The organism is Paenibacillus sp. sg306046 (assembly GCF_059821225.1).
Window position 1 is genome coordinate 85,146 of the sequence record NZ_JCAMRT010000015.1, and the last position, 23,833, is coordinate 108,978.

Consider the following 23,833-nt stretch of genomic DNA (forward strand, 5'->3'; position numbering starts at 1 on the left):
GGTAGCGTGTTTCGGAAGGATACGGAGGCGGCACAGCTTGCCGGCGTGCCTGGTGGAGCAGAACATAGGGAGCCTGGACAGGAGCCGGACAAGAAGGATGAGGAGCAGTCTGAGCGTACGGCGGGCGGTGCGGACGAGACGCGGCAAAGGGCTGACATGGAGCCGCCGGCCGATTGGCCGGGCGCAGACGGAACGTTAATCGAACGCCGGCAGCTGAAAAATCTGGCGCCCGGCATTTCCTTATACCGGCTGACCTATGCAGCCCAAGGCTTGCGGGTGAAAGGTTATTTGGCTGTGCCGGACGCTAGCGGCCCGCTGCCCACGGTTGTATACTGCCGTGGCGGCATCCGCAAGGTCGGGATGGTGCGCAAGCGGATGCTGTTTGCGCTCGCTCGCCGCGGCTATCTGGTATTTGCGCCGTTTTACCGCGGCAATGAAGGCGGAGAGGGCCGTGAGGATTTTGCCGGAGAGGACCGTTACGATGTGTACGCGGCGATCCCGCTGGTCCGCGCGCTGCCGGAAGCCGACGCCGGGCCGGTGGCGCTGATCGGTTATTCGCGCGGCTCGATGATGGCGATGCGGACGGCGCGGGATTGCGCGCATGCCGGACCTGTCGTCGTATGGGGCGGCGTCAGCGATTTGTTTGACACGTATGAGGAGCGGGTGGATCTGCGCCGCATGCTCAAGCGGGTGGTCGGGCACCCGAAAAAGCAGCCGGCCGCTTATGAAGACAGGTCGCCGGTGTACTGGGCGGATCAGCTTCAGACGCCTGTACGGATCGTCCACGGGACGGCCGATACGCTTGTGGGCGTGGGGCATGCCTGGAAGCTGGCCGAGGCGATGCAGGCGGCTGGCCGGGACGCTGTGCTTGATCTGTACGAGGGATACGGTCACCACTTTCCGAAGCCGGTGGAGGAGCGGGCGCTGGATGCGATGGTGGCCTGGATCAGCGCGAAGCGGAAGGAAATGTGCGGGCGCGCAGCTTCCGAGGGAGCAAGGAGCCGGTGAATTTGGTATACTGGGAGCATGATTAGCAGGAAAAGGGATGATAAACATGACAATGAACGGATTTGCCGCTCTAGGCGTAAATGCAGGGTATGTGAGCCGGCTGGCTGAGCTGGAAATTGTGGAGCCGTCTCCGATTCAGACCGAGGCGATTCCGGTTGCGCTGCAGGGCAGCGATGTGGTGGCGCAATCGCAGACCGGAACAGGAAAAACGCTGGCCTATGCGCTTCCGGCGCTGCACCGGCTTGATGTGAAGCTGCGGGAGACGCAGGTGATGGTGCTTGTGCCGACCCGCGAGCTGGGGATGCAGATCGTGCATACGCTGGATCAGCTGACGAAAGGGACGGAGGTGCGCGTCCAGCAGCTGATCGGCGGCGCGTCGATTGACCGTCAGATTGACAAGCTGAAGCTGAAGCCGCATATCGTGGTCGGTACGCCCGGCCGCATTCAGGAGCTGGTGAAGCTGCGCAAGCTCAAGCTGGTCGGCATTCGCACGCTGGTGGTGGACGAGGTCGATCAGGTATTTGAGCTGGGCTCCATGCATGAGGTGGAGGCGTTGCTGAAGGGGATGCCTCGCCAGCGGCAAATGCTGTTTTTTTCCGCGACGCTTCCTCCGCAGCTGCAGGCGGTCATTGACCATTGGATGCAGGAGCCTCATTATGTGCGGGTCAAGCCTGCCCAACGGACGGCGGAAACGCTGGAGCATCTGTATGTCGTCTGCGAGGAACGGGAGCGGGTGGACACGCTGCGCCGTTTGGTGCGGCTGTGGAACCCGAAGCAGGCGATTGTGTTTATCAATGAAACGGACGATATCGGCGAAGCTGTCGCCAAGCTCAAATATGTCGGCTTATCCGTCGAAGGGCTGTATGCAGATTCCTACAAGCAGGAGCGTGCGCGGGCGATGCAGGGCTTCCGGGCCGGACGCTTCCAGCTGCTGCTGGCGACTGATGTGGCGGCGCGCGGGCTTGATCTGCCGCAGGTGACCCATGTATTTAATCTGGACCCGCCGATTGATGCGGATCATTATGTTCATCGCGTCGGACGTACAGGCCGGATGGGCAAACGAGGCGTCGCGGTGTCGATTATCACGAACCGGGAGCAGTTTATCGTGGACAAGTTTGCGAAGACGCTGGGCATCGACATTCAGCGCAAGTACATGTCCCACGGCAAAATTTTTGACGCCAAGCCGCCTGCAGAGGCCGGCTCATCCCGGCGCGCGGCGAGCGACCGCCGCGCGGCATCGGCTGCGCCGGACGCGCGGATCGCGTCGGCTCCAGCCCGGACTGAGGCTCCGCGCCAGACGGCCGGAGCCGGGCAAACCGACGCCGCCTTGCCGAAGCGCGGCGACGTTAAGCCGGCCGGCGCCGGACGCGAAGCGGCGTCCGGCGCGGCTCAGCGCGCCACAGCTGCGGGGGCCAAGGGCAGCCCCGCAGCTCGCAGCGCGAAGGCTCCGCTCAAGAGCAAGGCTGAGCTTGAGCGGGAGCGCAAAAACAAAGGCGCGCCGCGCTGGCTGAAGGATAAGCCGACGCGGCCCGGCAAATCGTAGAGCGCGGCTGCGCAAGCTGAGAAAAGCGCAAAGGGGGCTGCCTGGCGATGAAGCTGATGAAGCGGCTTGGCTGGCTGATCGGATGTCTGATCGTGCTGCTGGCGGCAGCCGCAGGGTCTGCGCTGTGGCTGGCAAAGCCGACAGAGGCGCTGGACCTGAATGGGACGCCGCTGCGCATCGGAGATCAGGTGAAGGAGATGCTGCTGAACCGGAAGCTTGAGCTGGTGTTGAGCGAACGCGAGCTGGACTCGCTGATCAAGCTCAAGCTGGCCGAGCAGCGCGAGGTCCGTGAAGGCGTGCAGCTGACGGGAGCGCGCTTCACTTTGCGGGACGGCGAGCTGCAGGCCGACGTGAACCTGCTGCTGCGGGAGCGCTGGCCGGTGGGAGCTACGCTATATTTCCAGTTGGCCTGGGAAGCGCCGGAGCTGGTGATCCGCCATACGCAGACGACGGTTCACGGGTGGTCTGTGCCAGCCAGCTGGCTTAGCCTGCGGCCGCTTCATCTGACTCCCGACAGCTATATGCCCGGTCCGGTCAAGGTGCGCGAAGCGGTGTTCGAAGGCTCGCAGCTCAAGCTGCTGCTGAAGCTGCGGTAGACAGACTCGGCGATACAGCTTCATCTGCGCCTCTCCGCTGCAGCGCGCCTCGTATGCGATGCCGGTTGCAGCCGGCAGGCTGGAGCAGTCACCCTGAACCTACAAAAGACGCCTTGGCGTCCACCTGCATGGTGGAGCCAAGGCGTTTTTGTCGTAAGCAGCAAGAGCAGGGTCAACAGCAAGACGGCTTGCCCCGGAAGCGCGGTCGCTCATCCTCCGTTCCAGCCGGCGCGCTAGCTGAGCCAGCTCTGTCGAAAGGCTGACGCCGGATCACGCTTGCTGCAAATCCCCCTGCTCGTCGGCCGGAGTGCCTGACTGCTGCCGCTTGGCCCGTTTGCGCATCAGCAGCGCAATTGGGATGCCGAGCAGCACGACCAGCGTTGCGAGCAAATAGACGTCATTGACGCTATTCGTAAAGGCTGTAGCGCCAAGCAGGTTGTTGTCCGTGATCTGGCCTGCGGCTTTCAAGTCGGCCGTATGTGTCGTGACGCGTGATGCAAGCATCGTCGTAAACAGGCCGATCGAGAAGGAGCCGAGTCCCTGGCGAATCCAGTTGTTGGCCGATGAGGCGTGGCCTGACAGCTCGCGCGGGATCACTTCCATCCCGGCGTTGGAGGCAGGCATCATCGCCAGCGAGATGCCGATATTGCGGACCGTCATCCACAGCACGACATACGTCTGGGAGGTGCCGACATGCAGATTTGCCATCGCAAACGTGCCGACGGCAATCAGAATGACACCGGACACAATCAGGATAACCGGGCCAAGCCGGGCGTACAGCTTCGCGGTAATCGGCATAAACAGCGCCATCGCCAGCGAAGACGGCAGCAGGATCAAGCCGGTGTGAAACGCCGATACGTGCTGAATATTTTGCAGGAACACGGGCGTCAAATAGGTGCCTGAATATAAGCTGACGGTGATCATCGAGGTGATCAGGAGCGTGAATGTGTACCGTTTATAACGGAAAACGCTCAAATTCAGCAGCGGCTCCGCGGTTGTGCGCTCGCGGCGAATAAACACGATCAGCCCAATCACGCCAACAGCAATCAGGGACAGCGTCTCCCAGCCGAGCCAGCCCCAGCGGTGAGCCTCGCTGAACGCAACAAGCAGCGAAGCACTGCTGATAATAACGGTGACGAAGCCAAGCAGGTCGAAGGACTTCGGCGTGGTCAGTCTGTAATAAGGGATCAGGCGCGAGGCTACCCAGACGGCTGCCAGCCCCAGCGGCAAGTTAATGATGAACAGCCAGCGCCAGTCCAGCGACTCGATCAGCCAGCCTGCAAGCGTCGGCCCGAGGGCAGGGGCCAGCATGGCGGACAAGCTCCACATGCTGAGCGCGAACGCTTGCCGTTCTCGTGGAATGACCTGGTAGATGATCGTCATCGTAGCGGGCATGACCATGCCGCTGAAAATACCTTGCAGCACCCGGAAGGCGATCAGCGATTCAACGTTCCAGGCCATCGCGCACAGCCCGGACATCAGCGTGAAGCCGATCAGGGCGATGACATATAAGTATTTGGTGCTGAATCGGTCTCCCAAATAACCGGTAATGGGGGAAATAATGCCCGTCGCAAGCATGAAGCCGGTCAACGTCCATTGCACCATGCCGAGATCGGTCTGAAACTGATGCATGAGGACGGGAATGGCGACCGTAATCGTGCTCATCCCGAGCAGCGATACGAAGGAACCGAGGAAAATTCCGATTAACACAGGCCAGAAGGCCACTGCGCCTTGCTCCGCAGCCGGCAGCCCGGATGGGGACAGGTTTTGCTTATTGGCTGACATACGTAGTTTGCTCCTTTTTCTAATTCCTAGAGTGGTGGGTCGTTGCTTGACTGGCCTCTCTGAATGGGGCGGTTTCAGCTTAGACCGGGGAAACGGGAAGCTGCAGCGACTTGTGCAGCAAGCGGCTCAGCTCTTCCAGCTCCGCTGGCTCCAGAGCGCCCCACAGGCTGCGCACCATGTCAGCGGCCGCTTCGTCCAGCTCCTGCAAAATGCTGCGGCCGCTCGGCGTCAAGCGTAAATAAACGAGCCGCCGGTCCTTCTCGCTGCCGATTCGTTCCAGGTAGCCGCCGGACACGAGCCTTTGCGTGAGATTCGTTACCGCAGGCAGCGTAATCTGCAGCGCCTCGGCGATGTCGGAGCAGGTTAGCTGCTCACCGTCGCGCACGGCTTCCAGCAAATAATATTGCTGGCGGGGCAGCGTATGCTTCAGCCGCGCAGTCAGCTCGTCATGCCAGCGGCGCATCGTCAGGCGCGTCCATTTCTCCAAAGGTGTCGAAGCATTAGGCTGGTACATCTTAATCATTCACCTTCATGTATATTTTAAAATTGAAATATTCAATGTTTGAACTATCCTATTGTAGTCCTTTCATCGCTCCGTGTCAAAGAAAAGCCGGGCGAACAATCGAAAAAGCACCTTGAACGGCTGACAGAGCCAAGGGCTTGGTCAGGATCGTTCAAGGTGCTTCGAATCACATGTACTCACGATGGGTTCGGTTGCTTATTTTCGCTTTTTCACATAAGCGGCATACACGATTTCGCCGGTGTCCAGCTTGGCTAACTCATCGGCTGTCCAGCCGGCTAGCTTGTTGTTTCCTTTCACGCCGGTCAGCTTGATGGCGTATTTGCTTTGCAGGTAGTCATGCAGCGCAGGCATGTCCGCTTCCTTCAGCTCGCGCAGCTTTTTCTTGCCCTGAATCTGACCGAGCATGACGCCGATGGATTCAGCCGCGAGGCTGGTGTTCGGTTGAATGCGCGCGCTCCCGTAAGCGATGGCGGATGCGCCGACATTTTTGCCTGCGAGGATGACATTGTCGTAGTTTTTCAGCAGGAAGCTGCGCAGCGGCATCCCGTATTTGTCCGGCCGGCCCATTTCGATGCCCCATTTGTTGGCGCTGGTGCCCTGCAGATCAAGCGGATAGCCGCCGATGCTGACATTGTCCCAGAACATATTGGCGCCCAGCATATCCGAAGGCTTCAGCACGTAGTCAGTTTCATAGTGGTTGTACTCACGGATGTACAGGTAGTTCGGGAAGCCGTTCAGCTCCGCTTTTTCCCAGCCCACGATGTTTTTGCGGAAGTGCTCCAGAATAAGCGGAATTTCCTTCTTGCCCAGCTCCATCGCTTCTTTCACGGATGCATCATTGGCCGGATCGACGGTATACAGCAGAAAAGCATTAATGATGACTTCACCGTCTCGCTGCGACACGGCATTCAGTCCGCGCAGGAAGACGCGGTCATTCGTCGCCTTGTATTTATTCGTCATGCCGGTCAAGCCGATCGCAAAGTTATGATCAACCGAGCCGTAGCCGTATTTGGCGTTGCGCTCTTCCTTGCTCAGCTCGTTGAAATGCTTCTGGAAACGGGCCCAGTCCACATTTTTGAACTTCATCATCATGCCGGAGCTCATGTATTCGATATTGGATTGCCCGTAGAACGCTTCGAGGCCCGGCAGCCGCTGTACCTGCAGCTTGCTGGCGAAGGCGGCGTAGTCGGTATTTTCAACCCAGTAGGCGGCTTCGATCGCTTTCTTCTGGCCGTCCTTCGTTGTATATTGTACCGATTTCACCTGCTGCTGATTCGACGGCTTGCCGGTCTGCCCGCTGCCGAACACCCCAGGCTGCAGCTCAATCCCGTCCAGCTTGACACCCTGCTCCAGCGGAATGCCCTTGACCAGCTCGGCGAAATACGCTTCAAATTCCTTCAGCTTGCGAATTTTGCCGTTTCGGAAGCCGTCGAACAGCGCTTTGGCCCGGCCCTGCACCATCAGCCTGTATTGATCGTCCCGCGTTTCATCAAGAAACAGCATCTCGCCCTGCAGCACCTGGCCGCCGAACGCGTCGCGCGGGTCAATGATTTTGACCTTCAAGCCTTCATCGGCGGCAGCTCTGGCTAAATACAAGCCCTCCAGCTCGGTGCCGACGACGAGCACATCGACTTGTTCAGCAGGAGCCACCGCTTTGGTCCGCGTTGCTACTGACGGTTGCGCCGCTGGCTGCCCCGGGGCATCGGCGGCTTGCTGGCTCGCTCCAGGGTCTGCTCCTGAGCTTGGCGAAGCCTGGTTAGGCTGATCTGTCTTGTTGGACCCTACGTAAATCCCTGCAATAAGGATGAGAGCCGCGATGACTAGCATTGCGGACAATCTCCTGCCTTTGCGTTTCATAAAAAGCCGATCACTCCTTCGTTTGATGTTACCCTTGAATGGCCACGGGTACTCGGATAGAGGTTTCGTAACGTCTTGTCCAGTTTACCATCTTTTGGTCAGCGGGGCGAGGAGCGGAGGTATGGAAGGAGATTGATTCTGAAAGCGATATTTTTTCTTAACAGCTGCACCCCCTCAAAATTTTTCCATCGGGCGAACGTATTTTAGTGAATCCAGAAACCCTTCGCGAAGGTTCTGAAGCTTATCTTTGACAATTTCACGCAGAGGAGATATGAACATGAACCCAACTTTGAAGAAAACCGTTGTATCCGGATTGGCGCTGGTGATGATGCTGGGAGGTACGACAGGGGCATTTGCCTCCGACGGCAAGGACAAGGGACGCGACAGCAAGCGCGGCGACGACCGCAAGTCCGAGCAATCCCGTTCCTGGAACGACTACAACTCCGACGTTAAAACCGGCTACAAAGGCGGCAAGCTGGAAATCAAGCTGAGCTTCGACGATTTGAAGGGCAGCGATGTGGAATGGGCGGCCCGTTATATCGCGAGTCTTGCTTCCAAGCAAGTATTCGAGGGGTATGAGGATGGCACCTTCAAGCCGCGCAAGACGATTACGCGCATTGAGGCGATTACGGCAGCCGTCCGGCTGATGGGCCTGCGCGATCAGGCGGAGTCGACGGAAGCGAAGCAGGCGAATTTGAACTTTACCGATGCGGAGAAAGTGAAAGATAAATATGGCTGGGCAGTCGGCTACGTGTCGGTAGCGCTGCAAAACGATTTGTTCGCCGAGACGGATGCGGCCGTACAGCCTGAGAAGGAAGCGGATCGTCTGTGGGCGACGACGCTGCTGGTGAAGGCGCTTCGTCTGCAGAACGAAGCCAAGGCGAAGATGAACGCCCAGCTGCCATTTAAGGATGCGAATAAAATTCCGGCCGGTTCTGTCGGTTATGTAGCGGTGGCGCTGGAAAAGGGGCTGATCGACGGCTATGATGACAACAGCTTCCGTCCGAACCAGCCGGTAACCCGCGCTGAGCTGGCCGCGCTGCTGGATCGTACAGGCAGCCAGCTGCCGGACAACACCGCTTACAAAGGAACCGTGGCAGGACCGGTGACGAACAATTTGCTGTCCGTCAAAGCGTCCAACAATGAAACGATCAGCGTCGAGCTGGACGGAACGGCTTATATTTTCCGCAATGGCACACGTGTAGAGGCCAGCCAGCTGGTTGCCGGTGATCAGGTGCTGGTGCGGACCTACGGCGGCAAAGCCATTTTCGTCGAGGTAACGAAGCAAGCCGGGGACAATGGGCAGGCGGTAGATTTCGTGGTTGCGGGCACGCTCAATGGCTATACGCTTAACTCGCAGGGCGCGCTGGGCACGATTTCGCTTAACCAGTCCGTCACTGACGGCAGCGTGCAGACGGCTGTCTACAATGTCGCGCCGAACGTGTACATTTCCGGCGATGTCAGCCTGCTGACCGCAGGACGCTCCATCGAGCTGCGCGGCAAGCAACAATCCGTACACACCGTTATTATTCGATAATAGAGAAGCTCTGACGAGCGAAAAAGGTTAGCTTTACAACGTGCAAACGGTTCTTTTCGAAGCCTGGCGGCTATCGGAGAGAGCCGTTTTGCGTGTATAATAGAGAGATGCACAAGAGAGACAGCTGGGGAGGAAAACTCTGTATGAGTGAAAGCCGCGTAAGGCTGGAGGATATCATGATGGCGAGCCACATGCTCAAGGATGTGGTGACGCATACTCCGCTGCAAAAAAACTTTATTTTGTCTGAACGGTACGGGTGCCATGTCTATTTGAAGCGAGAGGACCTTCAGGTCGTTCGCTCCTTCAAAATTCGCGGCGCTTATCATATGATCCGCAGCTTGTCGGATGACCAGCTCGCCAAGGGCGTCGTGTGCGCCAGCGCGGGCAACCACGCTCAAGGGGTTGCTTATTCGTGCAAGGCGCTGCAAATTCGCGGTAAAATTTTTATGCCCACCACGACGCCGCGGCAAAAAATTTCGCAGGTCAAGCTGTTCGGCGGCGAATATGTCGAGGTGCTGCTGGTTGGCGATACGTTCGACGACTCCTTGCGTGAGGCCGTTGCTTGCGGCGAGCAGGAGGGAATGACCTTTATTCATCCGTTTGACCATCCGAAGGTGGTAGCCGGGCAAGGAACGGTCGGCATGGAGCTGATCGCGGATTTGCGGGAGCCGGTTGATTTTATTTTCGGCGGTATTGGCGGCGGCGGCTTGATGGCGGGCGTCGGCACCTATGTGAAAAGCATCAGCCCGGCAACCCGCGTCATCGGCGTGGAAGCGACGGGCGCTCCGTCCATGAGCCAGTCGCTGGAGCAGGGCAGCGTCGTGACGCTCGGTGAGATCGACAAATTTGTGGACGGTACGGCCGTAAAGCGGGTCGGCGAGCTGACCTATGCGATCGCACGCGAGGTTGTGGATGATATCGTTGTCGTTCCGGAGGGCAAGGTGTGCACGACGATTCTTGAGCTGTACAATGAAAATGCGATTGTAGCCGAGCCTGCGGGCGCGCTGCCGGTTGCGGCGCTGGACTTTTACCGCGAGCAGATTGCGGGCAAGCATGTCGTATGCATCATCAGCGGCGGCAATAACGACATCGACCGGATGCAGGAGATCAAGGAGCGTTCGCTCATTTATGAAGGACTGAAGCATTACTTCATGATTAATTTCCCGCAGCGTGCGGGCGCCTTGAGGGAGTTTCTCGAATTTGTCCTCGGCCCGAACGATGATATTACACGTTTCGAATATACGAAAAAAACAAGCAAGGAGAACGGACCTGCTCTGGTTGGCATTGAGCTGAAGCATAAGGACGACTACGGCCCGCTGCTGGCGCGTATGGATGAGCGCGGCTTGCAATACAGTGAAATTAACAAGGATCCGTATTTGTTCAACCTGCTGATCTGAGCGGATGACGGGACCACCGTTGTGGAAGCAAGCGTTGCTTGACGCGGCTGCTCGCGGCCCATGCGAAGGCCCGTTGCCTGGATGGCGGAAAGGAGACGGCTTATAATGGAAGAGAAGGATCAGCCGGTTACCGATACGATTCTGGAGGACTACGACGATGACGACGAGGATGACCGCTGGAAGCCGGGCAGTCGCCCGGAGGCAGGCAGCACGTATGACCGCAATGGGAGGAGTCGGCAGCGCAGCGGGACGGTTTGGGCTTGTATCGCATCGAAAGTGCGTGGAACCCGTCCTTATTGGCTGTCCGCTTTTTGAGAAGTTGCCTGAACTGGAGCAACAAGCCGATGAACGAGTCTTGCTTGAACGGATTGAACGAACTGAGCAAAATCCCAGTGGAACAAAATCGTGGAAAGACATTCGTGTGGCCTCCAGCAAACTTGAAGATCAGGATTAGGTTGTCGTTAATTTTTATCCTGATCGGGGGCGCCAAGGCCCCCGGCAGGTGAATGTCCGCAACACGCACATTTATTTCATCATATCCGCAATTTGCACCTTTTGCCCGAGCCGGGCGCTTTCCAGCGACGCGAGCACCATCGCCATGCTGTAGATGTTGTTGCTGCAATCGGTTTCCGGCTTGCGTCCCTCCTCCAGCGCCGCGAACATGTCGTCGAGACAGCCGCGGTGAAACTGGTTGTTCAACTGGACGACCCCGCCCTCCACCCGCACGTAGCTGCGGGTAAATTTGCCGGACTGGTCTTCAGGGCTAACCAGTTCCGCGTAAGGCTCGCCCACGCCGTCCCAGATGGCGGTGCCATGTTCCCCTGTAATCCGCCACTGTGCCTCCCAGGAGGTCGCCGCCCCTTCCGCACACCAGGAGCCGCGATAGTTAAACACCGAGCCGTCCGACATTTCAAAAATACAAACCGCCGAAGCGTTGCCCGCATACCACGATCCGGGAGGATTGAATTCGTGACAGTAGACGGAGACTGGATTGGCGTCTGACAAATAACGGGCTTGATCAAATGTATGAATCGCCATATCCAGCAGCAGCGGGCTGCTCATCGCGTCGCGAAAGCCGCCGAAATGCGCCCCGATAAAAAAATCCGCCCCGATAAATCCGGTTTGGCCGATCTGCCCGTCGGCAATCAGCTTGCGGAACGCGCGAATCCGCCCGTCATACCTGCGATTTTGCATGACGGCGTGGGTCCGGCCGACGCTTTGCGCCAAGCGCACCAGATCCAGGCATTCCGCCATTGTCTCGGCGAGCGGTTTTTCGCCAAACACATCACAGCCTAGCCGCAGCGCCGTGCTGGCGATTGCGTGATGGCTGGCCGGAATCGTAATATCAAAGACCAGATTGGCTTCTGTCGCCTTGACCGCTTCTTCCAGATTTATAAATGTAGGGCAGGCAAGCTGCTTGCGTTCCGCCATCGCCTGGGCGAACTCCTGCTTAATATCGACCAAACCGACAATCTCCGTATCGGACCGTTCCTTCGCATAGTCCACCCACGTATTCGCCATCCCGCCGCAGCCTGCGACGATTACCCGGTATTTCGCTGTCATCTTGTCTATCACTCCAATATTGGCTTATAGTTAGGATGTCTTAATCATTATATCGAGGGAATATGTTGATTTCTCTAGACAATCTTGCGCAAAACTAGTCTAATTTTGTGGTCGAGGGAGCGAACGATGACATATCCGAGAGAGCTATGGGAAAATACGAGGCTGACGCATAAATCGTATCCGATTCAGCTATTTCATAACCGCTGTCCAGGTGCGCGCCTTAACGAGAATGTGTTGTTTCTGCATTGGCATGAGCACATTGAGCTGATTATGTTCAGGGAAGGCAGCGCTGTGCTGCATATTGACAGCCGTCCCTATGAGGTGAGTGCGGGCGAGCTGGTTTTTGTTCCGGGGGGCAGCTTGCATGTCGGTTACGCGCTGCAGGAAGGAGATGTTCGCTTTGATTGCATTGTGTTTAATGCTTCATTGTTTAACGAGTGGGTGCATGATCCGCAGCATGCCCGTTGGGTAGCTCCTTATTTGGAGGGGACGCGTCGCTTTCCGGTCAAGCCGCTGACAGGCGATCCGGCTGATGAGCCTGTTTTGAGGCTGCTTGAGGAGCTGGCGGAGGAGCTGGACGGTAAGCTTCCGTGTCATCAATTGCTGGTCAAATCCAAATTGTACACTGTTCTGGCGCTGCTCGCCCGCCGGTACGGTCATGACCATGATCAGCCTGCCGCTAAAAGCCAGGCCGCATCGCATCTGGCAAGCCGCGAGCGGTTTAAGGAGCTGATCCGGCGGCTGGAGTCCGAGTTCCAAACGAAGCTAACCGTCGAGGAGGCGGCCCGTCAAGTGAATTTGAACCCGTTCCATTTTTGCAAGCTGTTTAAAAAGCTGACGGGCCGCACCTTTGTGGAGTACGTAAATGTTTGCCGGATCAATGAAGCGCAGCGGCTGCTGCAGCAAACGACGCAGACGATCGCCGAAATTGCCGCTGCCGTCGGCTGCGACAATCCGAACTATTTTACGAAGCTGTACAAGCAGTACAAGGGGACGACGCCGTCCGAAGCGCGAAAGCGGCCGGTCTAAGGAGCTTTCGGAAACGACAATAAAATGTAGCAATTTAGGAATACTAAGGCGAACGGACCATTTCCGGAAGGGGGTTTGGCAATGTGGGCCACAATCAGACTGTCTCTGCTGGACTGGCAGCTCTGGCTTGGAGCCGGGGGAGCATTTCTTCTCCCTTATTCCGTGTCTCGTATAGCGTGTTATTTACGCAGACGCCGGACGACCGAAGGACCCGTCAATACGGCTCCTGTAGAGGCCGTCCCTTTATCCGACCAGCTGGAGCCTAACTTGATGTTTCTCCGAGAGAAGCTGGGACATAGCTCAGACGTTGTGTTTCGCCGCTTCCAGATGGGTCCCTCACAGCTGGGAGCAGCTGTTGTATTTATCGAAGGGCTTGTGGATAAGACAACCTTGATCGAGCAGGCGATCAAGCCTCTGCTGCAGGATTTGGATCATTCCCGCGTTAGTGATGCCTTGACGTTTGAGCAGTTGAAGCAGCAAATGACACGATCTATCCTGCCGATTGCTCAACTTTCCGAGGTACGTTGTCTGCGAAAATGTGTCTCACAATTGCTGGAGGGAAATACCGCCTTGCTGCTGGATGGATTGGCAGAAGCCATCGTCCTGGGCACTTCGCATCCGGTTAGCAGGTCAATCGGAGAGCCGTTGTCCGAGGCGGTGGTGCGGGGACCGCGTGACGGATTTATCGAGAGCATCCGCAGCAATACGGCGCTGGTGCGCCATCGGATCAAGGATGCGGATCTAACGATATGCGACTACCAGATTGGCCGCCGCTCCCGGACTCACGTCAGCCTGTTGTACATCCGCGAGCTGACGGACCCGAAGCTGGTTGCTGAGGTCCGGCAGCGTCTTGAGCGGATTGATATCGACGAAATCGCCGAGTCCGGGTACATCGAGCAGCTGATTGAGGATAATGAGCTATCGCCCTTTCCGCAGCTGCAAAATACGGAACGTCCGGACCGGGTGGCCAGCGCCCTTCTGGAAGGAAGGGTTGCTTTGCTGATCGACGGAACGCCGTTTGCTTTAGTGATCCCGGTTACGCTGTCGATTATGCTGACCTCGTCGGAGGACTACTATGAACGCTGGCTTCCGTCCTCTTTAATTCGCATTCTGCGGTATGGGGCCGCATTTATTGCGTTGTTTCTGCCTGCGCTGTATATCGGGCTGATTTCCTATCATCACGGGTTAATCCCGACCAAGCTTGTCATCTCCATGGCTGCGGGGCGCGAAGGGGTGCCATTTCCTTCGATTATTGAAGCGTTGATTATGGAAATTACGCTGGAAATTTTGCGGGAGGCGGGGCTGCGGCTGCCGCGACCGGTCGGCCAGGCGGTGGGCATCGTCGGCGGTCTGGTTGTCGGTCAGGCAGCGGTGCAGGCGGCGATTGTCAGTCCAATCATGGTTATTGTCGTGGCGCTGACTGCCATTTCCTCGTTTGCCTTGCCTCAATATACGGGCGGACTTGCGATCCGGATGCTTCGTTTTGCGATGATGCTGGCTGCAGCGGTGCTGGGGCTTTACGGCATTGTGCTGCTGTTTATTTTGACTACGGTGCATCTGATCAAGCTTAAAAGCTTCGGCGTTCCCTATATGGAGCCATTTGTGCCGATTCGCCTTTCGCAGTGGAAGGACGTATGGCTGCGGATGCCGCTCCGCCTGCTGAAGGGACGTCCGATGATGCTTGATCCGAAGGATCGCAAACGACAATAGCTCGCACAGGGAGGCGCGCCATGGACATTGCACATCAAGAGAGGCTCACGGCTAACCAGTCGGCAATGATCGTCATCAAGAGCATGATTGGATCGGGCATTCTGATTTTGCCCCAAGGTGAAGCCAAGGATGTCGGGACCCCGGACGGCTGGATATCGGTGATCGGAAGCGGACTGATTGTCCTGCTGCTGGTTTACATCATGGTCCGATTGAGTCAGCGATTTCCGCGCCAGACGTTTTACCAGTTCAGTCAGGAGATCGTTGGGCGTTATGTCGGGCTGCTGCTTAATTTGTTATTTATGATCTACTTCATTTTGTCGTCCAGTTATTTGCTGAGGATGATGGGCGAGGTTGTCCGCATGTATTTACTGGATCGAACGCCGATAAGCGTGACGATGATTACGTTTATGAGTGTGGCCGTCTATTTAACGATTTCAGGGATCGGTGCGCTGGCCCGGCTGGACGAGCTGTTTGTGCCGATCATCCTTATTATATTGGCTCTGCTGATCGTATTCAGCTTCAAGGATTTCGATCTGGATCATATCCGGCCGGTGCTTGGCGAAGGGATAATGCCGGTGTTGAAAGGGCTTAAAACCTCGGTGCTGGCGTACAGCGGATTTGAAATGGTCATGCTGGTAACCGCCTTTATGAAGGAGCCGGCTCAAGCGATGAAAGCAGCGCTGCTGGGCGTCGGAACCGTTATTGTTTTTTATACATTGGTCATTGTTGTGTCCTTCGGGACGTTGACTGTTGAAGAGGTGAAAACGGTCACGTGGCCGACGATGACTGTAGCCAAAAATCTGGAGGTACCGGGCGGATTTTTCGAACGGTTTGAGTCGTTGTTTTCCGTACTGTGGATTTTGTCGATGTATACGGCGTTTGTCCCTTACCAGTATGCGGCTATTCTTGGCTTGGGCCAGCTGTTCAAGCGAAATTATCAGGCATTTGCCTACGTGCTGCTGCCGGTGACATACCTGATCGCGATGCTGCCAGGCGACTTGAACGGGGTGTTCAAGCTGGGAGAAATGAACGGATATATCGCGATTACGGTTCTTGTCGTGATGCCGCTTTGTCTGTGGGCGATTGTATGGATAAGGGGGGAAAGGCTTGTGCAAGGCTAGCGCAAAATGGCTCGTTCCGCTTCTGCTGCTTCCCCTTCTGACCGGCTGCTGGGACCGTGCGGAGATCGAGGAGATAGGGATCGTGCTCGGCATTGGCTTCGAGCAGCCGGCTGAAGCGGCGAACGGACGGGAGCGGATCGCGATGGTGCATCATTTTGCGATACCGAAACGGTTTACGGCCAAGGAAGGCGGTTTGGCGTTAAATGATTATTTGAACACCTACAGCGAAGGGACGACCATTTTTGACAATATCAATCAATTGTCTGCGCGGCTGTCGCGTACGCCGAGCTATGAGCATTTGCAGCTGATCGTGATCAGCGAGGAGGTGGCGCGCCATTTCGAGCTGCCTAATCTCATTAATTTTGTGCTGCGCAATAATCAGACAAGAGGCTCTATTCGGGTGCTGATCTCGGAAGGCAAAGCAGGCGCGATGTTTGAAAAAAAGGGGATTGTAGATAATCCCGCGATCCGGCTAAGGGGAATGACGGAAGGCTATCGCAAAACGCTGCTGATGCCGCCGCCCATGAAGCTGGGCAATATGTCGGAGCAGCTCACGGCGCGGACCAGCTTTCTGGTTCAACGGGTGGGCGTATCCTTCGGAAAGAAGGATAATCAACTGTCCGGCGCTGCAGTCATTAAGGGGCGGACGACGAAGATGATCGGCTGGTTCAGCGAAGCCGAGGTGATCGGAGCTAATCTGTTAACTGGCGCGAGAAACCAGACCGGCATCATTCAGGGAACGGATGAGCAAAGCGGCCAGGTGTTGGCGTACGAGGTACGCAAGCTGAAGAGCTTGATTACGCCGCAAGTAGACGGGGAACGGATTTCGTTTAAGGTGAAGCTGCAGCTGGAGGGCAAGCTGCGGGAGGACTGGGTGAACCCGGGCGATGCGTTCGAGGAAAGCTTTGTCAGGCAGGCGGAGCAGGCGACAGTGGCGTCCATCCAGCGGTACACGAAGCAAGCGCTTGCTGCGGCGCAGCGCAACTACAAGGCCGATGTGTTTGGGTTTGGTGAAAAGCTGGCGATTTCCTATCCGAAGCTTTGGAAGCAAATAAAGCCGAATTGGGAGGACGTGTTCAGTAAAGTACCGGTGCAAGTTAGCGTAGACGCCAAAATCGTGGAGTATGGCATTCGCGGTACAAAACGGGCAGAGTGACGGCCCTCCGAACCGACTGGCGCCGTGCGTCCAGGCGCGGCATTTACAGCCTGCTCGATCTGCTGTAAGCTTAATTCTACAGAGGGGGCGTAGGCAAACGTGAATGTGGCGCGGAGGATGCTCGGGTATGTGAAGCGGCATAAGCTGCTTGGCGGCGTTTTTTTAATCGGCACGTTGATTGAGGTCGCGTATGGGGTGGCGGCTCCGCTCAGCTTGAAATATTTGGTGGACGAAGCGTTCACGCCCCGGGATTTTCAAGTGTTTTTGTTCATCCTCGGTGTCCTGCTCGGAGGCGGTCTGCTGATGGTCGGCGCCAGCCTTGCGGGCGATTACGCGCTTGGCTTGCTCGGCAGCAGGGTGATTTATTACCTGCGGACAGAGCTGCTGACGCATGTGCAGCGGCAGTCGCTGCCGTTTTTTCAGCGTTACCGCATCGGCGATGTGGTCACCCGTTTTACCTCCGACATGGCGTCGGTGGAACGGGTCATTCGCGGCTCCAGCCCGCTGCTGCTGAAGGAGTCGCTGGCGGTGCTGCTCGGGCTTGGCATGCTGCTGTCGATCGAATGGAGGCTGACGCTGGTGATGGTGGCCGGTTCTGCGCTGCTGCTGGTCGGTCCCCGGCTGCTGCAAGGACGGGCCGAGCGGGATAATACAGCCTACAAGGAGGCCCAGGAGCGCTTTGCCAACACCATTGATGAAATGATCAAAGGCCATAAGACGATCAAAGGCTTGCACCAGCAGGGCCGGTTCCGCCAGCAGGCCGGCCGGCAGATCGGCAAGCTGCTGGAAGCGGGCTTCAAGCTGCATATGACCAATTCGTTGCTGGAGCGGGTGCCGTTGGCTTCTCTGATGCTGCTTAACGGGACGATGCTTGGCTTCGGCGGCTACTTGATTTTTGGCGATCAGCTGACAATCGGCGGATTTATAGCGTTTTTTACGTTGTTTATGAGTGTTGGTCAGGCGGGCGCCAATTTGTCCTACCTGGTCCCGGCCTTGATCGAATCAAAGGTTAGCTTCGGGCGGATCGGCGATATGCTGGAGCATCAGCCGGATATTCCGGAGGCGGCGAAACCGATTGCGCTGCAGCCGCCGGTGGCTGAGCTGCGCATGACCGGCGTGACATTCGGATATACCGAAGCCGCCGATCAGCTGCGCCAGATCAGTCTGCACATTCCTGCGGGCAGCTACACCGCCTTTGTCGGCCCAAGCGGCTCCGGTAAAAGCACGGCGCTTCAATTGCTGTCCCGGTTCTACGACCCGCGCGAAGGCAAGGTGACCGTTAACGGGCATGATCTTCGTGAGGCAAGCGAAGCTTCGCTGCGCAAGCTGGCTGTGCTGGTGACGCAGGATACGTTTCTGTTTAACGCGACGATCCGGGATAATTTGCTGCTGGACAACGACAAGGCGACGGAGGCCGAGCTGGTGGAGGCGGCGACGAAGACGCGGATTCATCCGGTTATCGCCAGCTGGCCTGCGGGCTATGACACGCTGGTGCAGCAGGAAGGGGCGACGTTGTCCGGCGGCGAACGGCAGCGTCTGGCGCTGGCCCGCGCCCTGCTGCGGCAGCCGGAGGTGCTGCTGCTGGATGAAGTGACTTCGGCGCTGGATCCGGTGTCCGAAGCGGATATCCATGCGCTGATTCACCGTATCCGGGGGCGGCAGACGATTGTAGCCGTGACCCATCGGCTTGCTTCCGTTGTCCAGGCGGATCGGATTCATGTGTTTCAGGAGGGGCGGATTGTGGAATCCGGCACGCATCCGGAGCTGCTGGAGCGTCAGGGACTGTATGCACAGTTGTGGGAGAAGCAACAGGGCTTTCAATTGTCGCGGGACGGGCTGCATGCGTCCGTGGATGTCGAACGGCTGGCGAAGCTGCCATTTTTCCGCGAGGTGGAGCTCCCGCTGCTTCATGAGCTGGCCGGGCTATTTGGGACGGAGCAGTGTCAGGACGGCGAAGCCATTGTGCGCGAGGGCGATGAGGGCAGCAAGTTTTATATTATCGTGCGCGGCAAATTTGAGGTGATCAAGCGAATGGCCGGGGGCGCGGAGCAGCGTGTGGCTGTGCTGCAGGATGGCGATCACTTCGGCGAAGTGGCGCTGCTGCGCAACGCTCCCCGCAATGCCACGGTGAAAGCGATGGGGCCTGCGGTGCTGCTGGCGGTGCGGAGGGACGATTTCCACAGCTTGACGGCCCGGGCTCCGCAGCTGATGGCCGAGCTGAAACGGACACTGGAGCTGCGGTCATAAGCGAGTGCGAACCGATTTCGAAGGGCAACCCACGTATGGAAAGGAAGTCGATTGACGATGACGACACGCTTCATGTGGTGTGAAAGCGAGGAGGAGCTGGCGCAGGCGAGCTTGTTTATGCTGCAGCATCGGCATGATCTGCATCCTTCCTTCAACACGTTGGATACGGTGGCCTTGCTGTATAGCTATATGACGGAGGGGTATCTGCTGCAGGCTGTGGACAGGGGAGGGCAGATGATGGGAATCGCCGCTTATTTTCACGGAACACGGGAGCAGGCGTTTGCGGATAAGGATGTCGCTTTTTTAGATATGGCGCTGTTTGGCCAGGCGTATCGCGGAACGCGGCTGTTTGTGAACGGGTTATCCTACCTGACCAGGGAGATCGTCAAGAAACATCCGCAGGTGCAGGAAATTCGATTGGCGGCGCAGTCGGAAAACGGGTACTTGTGCCGATTGTACGGGAAGCTTTTGCAAAAGCATGGAACCCGCCAAGGTGAGCTGGGAGAAGAAATTGTGTTTTGTGGTAAAGTTAACAGCTTGAGGACTACCCTCCAAAAATGGAATCGCGTATAATAAATGACAGATAGGTCTTTGCATAAACACACAAGGAGGTGATCCTGATGTTTCCACCAATCGGTTTCGGCAGCAAGGACACGAAGAAGGGGAGCGGGTTCGGGAAAATTTCGATTCTGAACGATACGCTTCGCGTACAACCGCAATCATGACTTATGTTGTTCGGCCCTGCGAATTGGAGATGCATTTCAGCTCTTACACGCAGTACATGCTTACGCATCATGATGAATTAAACTTGCCGTACCCGTTTGCCACGAAGCTTAGCTTTTTCAGCAGTCCGCTCATGTTTGGCAAGGCGCTGCTGATTTACGACGAGGAGCTGCATCAGCCTGTTGGTGCAGCCGGTTTCGTGCTCGGTACTGGCCCTGGGCAATACGAGGATCGGCATATTTGCCAGATTGAAACGGTCTTTATTGCGAACGAGCATCGGAGGCCGCGTGTGTTTCTGCGTATGCTGCAAGAGCTGGTTTGTCTGATCCGGCGGGAAAATTGTGAGGTGCAGCACGTCCAGTTTTGGGCTGCTTCCGAATCGGGGAAGCTGACCGGGCTGCTGGCCAAGTTCAGCTCCCTGCCGGGGGGCAGCCGGACGATCGTGAACAAGCTGGCGTTGTACAAGCTTCCTTTTGTTGAGCTGGAGGCCTATTGCAGAAGGTTTGGCATAAAGGAAGAGACTTGATGTTAAGCGAAGCGGGGCGTCCTCACAGGAAGCTCTAAAAAAACGAGGCCGTCGGAGCTGCGTGCGATGGTCTTTTTGCGTTAACCCGGCTCCCCGGCCTGTTCGGGCAGAGGGCAGCTTAGGCAACAAAAAAGGAGGGCTTACGCCCTCCGGGAAGTTGACATTTACTTGGCGGCGACACCTTGCAGGTCCAGCACGCCTTGATAAATCGTATCAAACAGCTCGTCAATATTCGCTTCCTCAATGCACGAAAAGGCAACGCGCAAATCGGTGTCGCCGAGTGCGATTGTGCCGATGCCGTATTGCTCAAGCAGATGCACACGCAGCGCTTCAGCCGTGACTGTATTCAGCTTGAGGCACATGAAATAGCCGGAATTAAACGGATAGTATTCCCACACCTCGCCGTATTTCCCGCTGTCCAGCAGCTGCTTGACACGGTTGGCGCGGCCTTTCATGATGTCGAATTTCTCCTGCTTTTGCGCCTGGAAATCAGGAGATTGCAGCGCGTGCAGGACAAAGGTCTGCGACGGATGCGGTCCGCTGGAAATAGTCGCGCGGATAATCCCCATTGTTTTTTGCTCCAGTGCGGCAAGCACGGCGTCGCTCTGGCCCGTATAGGTGATGAAGCCGACGCGGAAGCCCCACACATACTCCTCTTTCGTCGCTCCGTCGATTTTGATGGACAAAATACGCGGGTGCAGCTCAGCCAGATGCCCGGCGAGCGATTCCTGGAGCGAATTTTCGAAAAACAGACCGAAATAGGCATCGTCGGTAACCGCTACGACGTTGATGCCGGCTTCCGCCGCCTCGCGAATCGCCTCGACGATGGAACGTCCTTCTTCTGCGTCCGGCGTGTAGCCTGTCGGGTTGTTCGGGAAGTTCAGCACAACGATCGCTTTGCCCTTGTCCTTCTGCGCCAGCAGCGCATCGCGGAGAGCTTGCGCATTGAAGCGGCGCTCTTCGTTGTACAGTGGGTAATATACCAGCTCGGCGCCGCGGCGGATGCCGAAGGTCAGCTCATAGTTTTCCCAGTTTTTATCCGGGATCACGACGGCATCGCCAGGCCCGGCGTACAAGTCGGCGACAATGCTGAGGCCGTGGGTCAGCGCGTTGGTCACAAGCGGGTTACCGACGCTTTTACCTTGGAGCGAAGGGTTTTCCTCCAGCATTTTGGCACGCCAGGCAGCGCGCAGCTCAGGCTTGCCTGCAGGCGGTGCATATTCGTAAATGTCCTTGGGCTGGTAGGCGGACAATGTGTCTTGGATCACCTTGAGATGCATCGGCTGGCCGTTTTCCAGCGCCGTGCCGATGGTTGCATTGAATTTCTTCGCCTTGGCCTTCGCTTCTGCGGACTGGCTCAAGATGCCTTCCTTAGGGAAATAAATCTGGCGGCCAATGTCCGACAGCATCTCGTATACGTGCGGGTTTTGTTGGCTGATCGTCTCGTTCAGTTTCTGAGCAAGAGGGTTCATGGAATTCCTTCCTTCCAGCTAATCATTACTTGCATAGTCAGCCCATATTATAACACTTTAAAGCAGGAGCGTCACGGTGGTTTTTCCAAAACCGGACATTTGAGCGGCCGCGGGTCCGAAAGGTGGATTAGGAAAGCCAAAGCGGCTTCGGACAAGAGCATTGCGATTGCTCTGAGGGGCATTTTCCAGCTTGGCACGGCGGAGTCAACTGTGATACGATAAGGGTACATCCGGGGCTGGCGCGGAGTGGGTTTTAAACCCGATTGAAACGTTTCAATTTAATGCAATTAAAGGGCTGCCCGTTACCCAGACGCTCGCAAGCAGCGGGCGAACAAGCTGCCAGCTTCCGCAGTTGTTCCATCCAAATCTAACGCAAGAAGTCTAAGGAGGACACAAGTTCATGGAAATCCGTTACGCGACTAACCCGACTGAAACGAAAGCTTATGATACGGAACGTTTGCGCCAGGAGTTTTTGATCCAGCAATTGTTTGTACCTGGCGAGCTGAAGCTTGTCTACAGCCACGTCGACCGCTTCATTACTGGTGGCGCTGTACCGACAGACGCTCCGATCAAGCTGGAAGCGCCTAAGCACGATATGGGCGCGGATTACTTTCTGGAACGCCGCGAGATCGGGATTATCAATATTGGCGCAGCCGGTGTTGTTACGGTAGACGGCACGGAGTATGTGCTGGAAAGCAAAGACTGCCTGTACGTTGGACTTGGCAACCAGGATGTGCAATTTGCAAGCGCAGACGCCGCGAATCCGGCGCGCTTCTACCTGAGCTCCACGCCGGCGCACAAAAACTACCCGACGGTGAAGGTTGCGATCAGCGAAGCTGAGCCGGCTCATCTCGGTTCGATCACGAACTCGAACGAGCGTACGATCTATAAATACATTCACCTGAACGGCGTGCAAAGCTGTCAGCTCGTGATGGGGATGACGCTGCTCAAGCCAGGCAACATGTGGAATACGATGCCGTGCCATACGCATAACCGCCGCTCTGAGGTGTATCTGTACTTCGATATGCCGGAAGATGGCGTGGTGTTCCATATGATGGGCGAGCCTACGGAAACGCGGCATCTGGTCGTGCGCAACGAGCAGGCGATCATCAGCCCGAGCTGGTCGATCCACAGCGGCGTAGGAACAAGCAATTATACGTTTATTTGGGCCATGGCCGGAGAAAACCAGGAGTTCTCCGATATGGACCACGTTGCCATGACTGATATCCGCTAAGCCTTCGCGGCTGCGGCCATCTCTTCGGACTCGTTTGTACGGGGCCGGAGAGATGGCTTTTTTTGATAAGGCCTACATGTTTTTGCTATCAAGCAAGCGGCTGCTTATTGAGCTGCTGCAAAGCTTTGTTAATGAGAGCTGGGTGAACCAGATTGACGAAGCTCAGCTGACTAAGGTGGATAAATCATATGTGCTGCTGGAACTGCAATCCAAGGTAGATTACCAGATGCCGTACAGGCTGCTGCAGTATATGATGGAAATATGGTGGGATGTGCTGAAAAACACAAGCAGGCAGGAAGCGGCGCGCAAGGAGTTTCAGTTGCCTGCTGTCGTGCCGATGGTGGTCTATAACGGTGATGCCAAATGGACAGCAGCACGGAGCTTCCGTAAAACGTTGGCTGGAGAGGAAATGTTTGGAGCGGACGAGGGACATTCAAGGTTTTGTGCAGCAGTTGGAGCAATTGGGAGACGTGCTGGAGCAGATGGATGCGGAGCTGTATCCGTTATTTCGTTCGTGGGTCAGGCTTGTCACCTATGAAGGGCTGTCGGAAGTGAGCCGGGAGAGGGTGAAGGAAATCATGGATCATTACGAGCAGCCAGGGGAGGTTAAGGCGATGATATCGAGATTCCAGAAGGAATTTGCGGGCTTTGAAGACAAAGTGCTGCAGCGAGGCGTGGCACAAGGCATTGAACAAGGGATCGAACAAGGGATCGAACAAGGGATCGAACAAGGGATCGAGCAAGGGATCGAGCAAGGGCTGGCGCTGGGAATACGTCAGGGCAAGCAGGAGGGCAAGCAAGAAGGC

20 protein-coding genes are annotated in these 23,833 nt (G+C 56.7%); 15 read left to right on the forward strand and 5 right to left on the reverse strand.

All coding sequences use genetic code 11. The features are described 5' to 3' along the window. Positions 1-6: 6 nt before the first annotated feature. From AC6ROY_RS16365 to AC6ROY_RS16375, 3 genes are read left to right on the forward strand one after another with little or no spacing between them, the layout of a single operon-like run. Complete coding sequence (locus tag AC6ROY_RS16365) at positions 7-1,008, forward strand: alpha/beta hydrolase family protein (protein WP_500101640.1); 1,002 nt, start codon at positions 7-9, stop codon at positions 1,006-1,008. A gap of 37 nt (positions 1,009-1,045) precedes the next feature. After that, complete coding sequence (locus tag AC6ROY_RS16370; RefSeq protein WP_500101641.1) at positions 1,046-2,551, forward strand: DEAD/DEAH box helicase; 1,506 nt, start codon at positions 1,046-1,048, stop codon at positions 2,549-2,551. A gap of 47 nt (positions 2,552-2,598) precedes the next feature. Further along, on the forward strand, positions 2,599-3,147 hold the full coding sequence (locus tag AC6ROY_RS16375; protein ID WP_500101642.1) for a hypothetical protein: 549 nt from the start codon (positions 2,599-2,601) through the stop codon (positions 3,145-3,147). 270 nt (positions 3,148-3,417) lie between these two features. Here AC6ROY_RS16375 and AC6ROY_RS16380 read toward each other — a convergent pair whose 3' ends face one another. The 3 genes from AC6ROY_RS16380 to AC6ROY_RS16390 form a co-directional block, all read right to left on the reverse strand. Next, positions 3,418-4,932 (reverse strand): DHA2 family efflux MFS transporter permease subunit, encoded by a 1,515-nt coding sequence (locus AC6ROY_RS16380; RefSeq protein WP_500101643.1) that lies wholly within the window; start codon positions 4,930-4,932, stop codon positions 3,418-3,420. Positions 4,933-5,011: 79 nt separating this feature from the next. Then, positions 5,012-5,446 carry a MarR family winged helix-turn-helix transcriptional regulator gene (locus AC6ROY_RS16385; RefSeq protein WP_500101644.1) on the reverse strand — a complete coding sequence of 145 codons (435 nt, stop codon included), beginning with the start codon at positions 5,444-5,446 and terminating at the stop codon, positions 5,012-5,014. Between the two features lie 204 nt (positions 5,447-5,650). Next, entirely contained in the window at positions 5,651-7,282 is a 1,632-nt protein-coding gene (locus tag AC6ROY_RS16390) for an FAD-dependent oxidoreductase (RefSeq protein WP_500101645.1), read from the reverse strand. A 307-nt stretch (positions 7,283-7,589) separates the two neighbouring features. On the opposite strand from AC6ROY_RS16390, the gene AC6ROY_RS16395 reads away from it, so the two are divergent. From AC6ROY_RS16395 to AC6ROY_RS16405, 3 genes are all read left to right on the forward strand, one after another. Continuing rightward, positions 7,590-8,849, forward strand: coding sequence for an S-layer homology domain-containing protein (locus AC6ROY_RS16395; protein ID WP_500101646.1), 1,260 nt, complete (start codon positions 7,590-7,592; stop codon positions 8,847-8,849). Between the two features lie 143 nt (positions 8,850-8,992). Beyond that, on the forward strand, positions 8,993-10,246 hold the full coding sequence (ilvA, locus tag AC6ROY_RS16400) for a threonine ammonia-lyase IlvA (RefSeq protein WP_500101647.1): 1,254 nt from the start codon (positions 8,993-8,995) through the stop codon (positions 10,244-10,246). Between the two features lie 105 nt (positions 10,247-10,351). Further along, positions 10,352-10,561, forward strand: coding sequence for a hypothetical protein (locus AC6ROY_RS16405; protein ID WP_500101648.1), 210 nt, complete (start codon positions 10,352-10,354; stop codon positions 10,559-10,561). 210 nt (positions 10,562-10,771) lie between these two features. On the opposite strand, the gene AC6ROY_RS16410 is transcribed toward AC6ROY_RS16405, so the two are convergent. Next, positions 10,772-11,809 carry a Gfo/Idh/MocA family protein gene (locus AC6ROY_RS16410; RefSeq protein WP_500101649.1) on the reverse strand — a complete coding sequence of 346 codons (1,038 nt, stop codon included), beginning with the start codon at positions 11,807-11,809 and terminating at the stop codon, positions 10,772-10,774. A gap of 126 nt (positions 11,810-11,935) precedes the next feature. On the opposite strand from AC6ROY_RS16410, the gene AC6ROY_RS16415 reads away from it, so the two are divergent. From AC6ROY_RS16415 to AC6ROY_RS16445, 7 genes are all read left to right on the forward strand, one after another. Next, positions 11,936-12,838, forward strand: a complete 903-nt coding sequence (locus tag AC6ROY_RS16415; protein ID WP_500101650.1) for a helix-turn-helix transcriptional regulator — start codon at positions 11,936-11,938, stop codon at positions 12,836-12,838. Between the two features lie 81 nt (positions 12,839-12,919). Further along, positions 12,920-14,548, forward strand: coding sequence for a spore germination protein (locus AC6ROY_RS16420; protein ID WP_500101651.1), 1,629 nt, complete (start codon positions 12,920-12,922; stop codon positions 14,546-14,548). 20 nt (positions 14,549-14,568) lie between these two features. Next, positions 14,569-15,669: a GerAB/ArcD/ProY family transporter gene (locus AC6ROY_RS16425; protein ID WP_500101652.1), complete on the forward strand. Its 1,101-nt coding sequence runs from the start codon at positions 14,569-14,571 to the stop codon at positions 15,667-15,669. After that, positions 15,656-16,825 carry a Ger(x)C family spore germination protein gene (locus AC6ROY_RS16430; RefSeq protein WP_500101653.1) on the forward strand — a complete coding sequence of 390 codons (1,170 nt, stop codon included), beginning with the start codon at positions 15,656-15,658 and terminating at the stop codon, positions 16,823-16,825. The genes AC6ROY_RS16425 and AC6ROY_RS16430 overlap by 14 nt, the downstream gene beginning before the upstream one ends. Positions 16,826-16,924: 99 nt before the next feature. Beyond that, positions 16,925-19,072 carry an ABC transporter transmembrane domain-containing protein gene (locus tag AC6ROY_RS16435; protein ID WP_500101654.1) on the forward strand — a complete coding sequence of 716 codons (2,148 nt, stop codon included), beginning with the start codon at positions 16,925-16,927 and terminating at the stop codon, positions 19,070-19,072. Between the two features lie 57 nt (positions 19,073-19,129). Further along, complete coding sequence (locus AC6ROY_RS16440) at positions 19,130-19,645, forward strand: hypothetical protein (RefSeq protein WP_500101655.1); 516 nt, start codon at positions 19,130-19,132, stop codon at positions 19,643-19,645. A gap of 181 nt (positions 19,646-19,826) precedes the next feature. After that, complete coding sequence (locus AC6ROY_RS16445; protein ID WP_500101656.1) at positions 19,827-20,321, forward strand: hypothetical protein; 495 nt, start codon at positions 19,827-19,829, stop codon at positions 20,319-20,321. A gap of 164 nt (positions 20,322-20,485) precedes the next feature. Here AC6ROY_RS16445 and AC6ROY_RS16450 read toward each other — a convergent pair whose 3' ends face one another. Beyond that, entirely contained in the window at positions 20,486-21,793 is a 1,308-nt protein-coding gene (locus AC6ROY_RS16450) for an aminotransferase class I/II-fold pyridoxal phosphate-dependent enzyme (protein WP_500101657.1), read from the reverse strand. A 400-nt stretch (positions 21,794-22,193) separates the two neighbouring features. Here AC6ROY_RS16450 and kduI point away from each other — a divergent pair, with 400 nt between their 5' ends. Together kduI and AC6ROY_RS16460 are read left to right on the forward strand one after the other, a co-directional pair. Continuing rightward, entirely contained in the window at positions 22,194-23,027 is an 834-nt protein-coding gene (kduI, locus tag AC6ROY_RS16455) for a 5-dehydro-4-deoxy-D-glucuronate isomerase (RefSeq protein ID WP_500101658.1), read from the forward strand. Between the two features lie 52 nt (positions 23,028-23,079). Next, a complete protein-coding gene (locus AC6ROY_RS16460) occupies positions 23,080-23,565 on the forward strand; it encodes an Rpn family recombination-promoting nuclease/putative transposase (RefSeq protein WP_500101659.1) in 486 nt (161 codons plus the stop codon). Positions 23,566-23,833: the final 268 nt, after the last annotated feature.

Excerpts from the sequence above, each read along its gene's own strand:
- AC6ROY_RS16420 (WP_500101651.1), top strand. The coding sequence starts at position 12,920 with ATGTGGGCCACAATCAGACTGTCTCTGCTGGACTGGCAGCTCTGGCTT.
- AC6ROY_RS16380 (WP_500101643.1), bottom strand. The coding sequence starts at position 4,932 with ATGTCAGCCAATAAGCAAAACCTGTCCCCATCCGGGCTGCCGGCTGCG.
- AC6ROY_RS16460 (WP_500101659.1), top strand. The coding sequence starts at position 23,080 with ATGGCTTTTTTTGATAAGGCCTACATGTTTTTGCTATCAAGCAAGCGG.
- AC6ROY_RS16385 (WP_500101644.1), bottom strand. The coding sequence starts at position 5,446 with ATGTACCAGCCTAATGCTTCGACACCTTTGGAGAAATGGACGCGCCTG.
- AC6ROY_RS16425 (WP_500101652.1), top strand. The coding sequence starts at position 14,569 with ATGGACATTGCACATCAAGAGAGGCTCACGGCTAACCAGTCGGCAATG.
- AC6ROY_RS16450 (WP_500101657.1), bottom strand. The coding sequence starts at position 21,793 with ATGAACCCTCTTGCTCAGAAACTGAACGAGACGATCAGCCAACAAAAC.
- AC6ROY_RS16395 (WP_500101646.1), top strand. The coding sequence starts at position 7,590 with ATGAACCCAACTTTGAAGAAAACCGTTGTATCCGGATTGGCGCTGGTG.
- AC6ROY_RS16410 (WP_500101649.1), bottom strand. The coding sequence starts at position 11,809 with ATGACAGCGAAATACCGGGTAATCGTCGCAGGCTGCGGCGGGATGGCG.
- AC6ROY_RS16440 (WP_500101655.1), top strand. The coding sequence starts at position 19,130 with ATGACGACACGCTTCATGTGGTGTGAAAGCGAGGAGGAGCTGGCGCAG.
- ilvA (WP_500101647.1), top strand. The coding sequence starts at position 8,993 with ATGAGTGAAAGCCGCGTAAGGCTGGAGGATATCATGATGGCGAGCCAC.
- AC6ROY_RS16415 (WP_500101650.1), top strand. The coding sequence starts at position 11,936 with ATGACATATCCGAGAGAGCTATGGGAAAATACGAGGCTGACGCATAAA.
- kduI (WP_500101658.1), top strand. The coding sequence starts at position 22,194 with ATGGAAATCCGTTACGCGACTAACCCGACTGAAACGAAAGCTTATGAT.
- AC6ROY_RS16370 (WP_500101641.1), top strand. The coding sequence starts at position 1,046 with ATGATAAACATGACAATGAACGGATTTGCCGCTCTAGGCGTAAATGCA.
- AC6ROY_RS16375 (WP_500101642.1), top strand. The coding sequence starts at position 2,599 with ATGAAGCTGATGAAGCGGCTTGGCTGGCTGATCGGATGTCTGATCGTG.
- AC6ROY_RS16405 (WP_500101648.1), top strand. The coding sequence starts at position 10,352 with ATGGAAGAGAAGGATCAGCCGGTTACCGATACGATTCTGGAGGACTAC.
- AC6ROY_RS16445 (WP_500101656.1), top strand. The coding sequence starts at position 19,827 with ATGCATTTCAGCTCTTACACGCAGTACATGCTTACGCATCATGATGAA.
- AC6ROY_RS16390 (WP_500101645.1), bottom strand. The coding sequence starts at position 7,282 with ATGCTAGTCATCGCGGCTCTCATCCTTATTGCAGGGATTTACGTAGGG.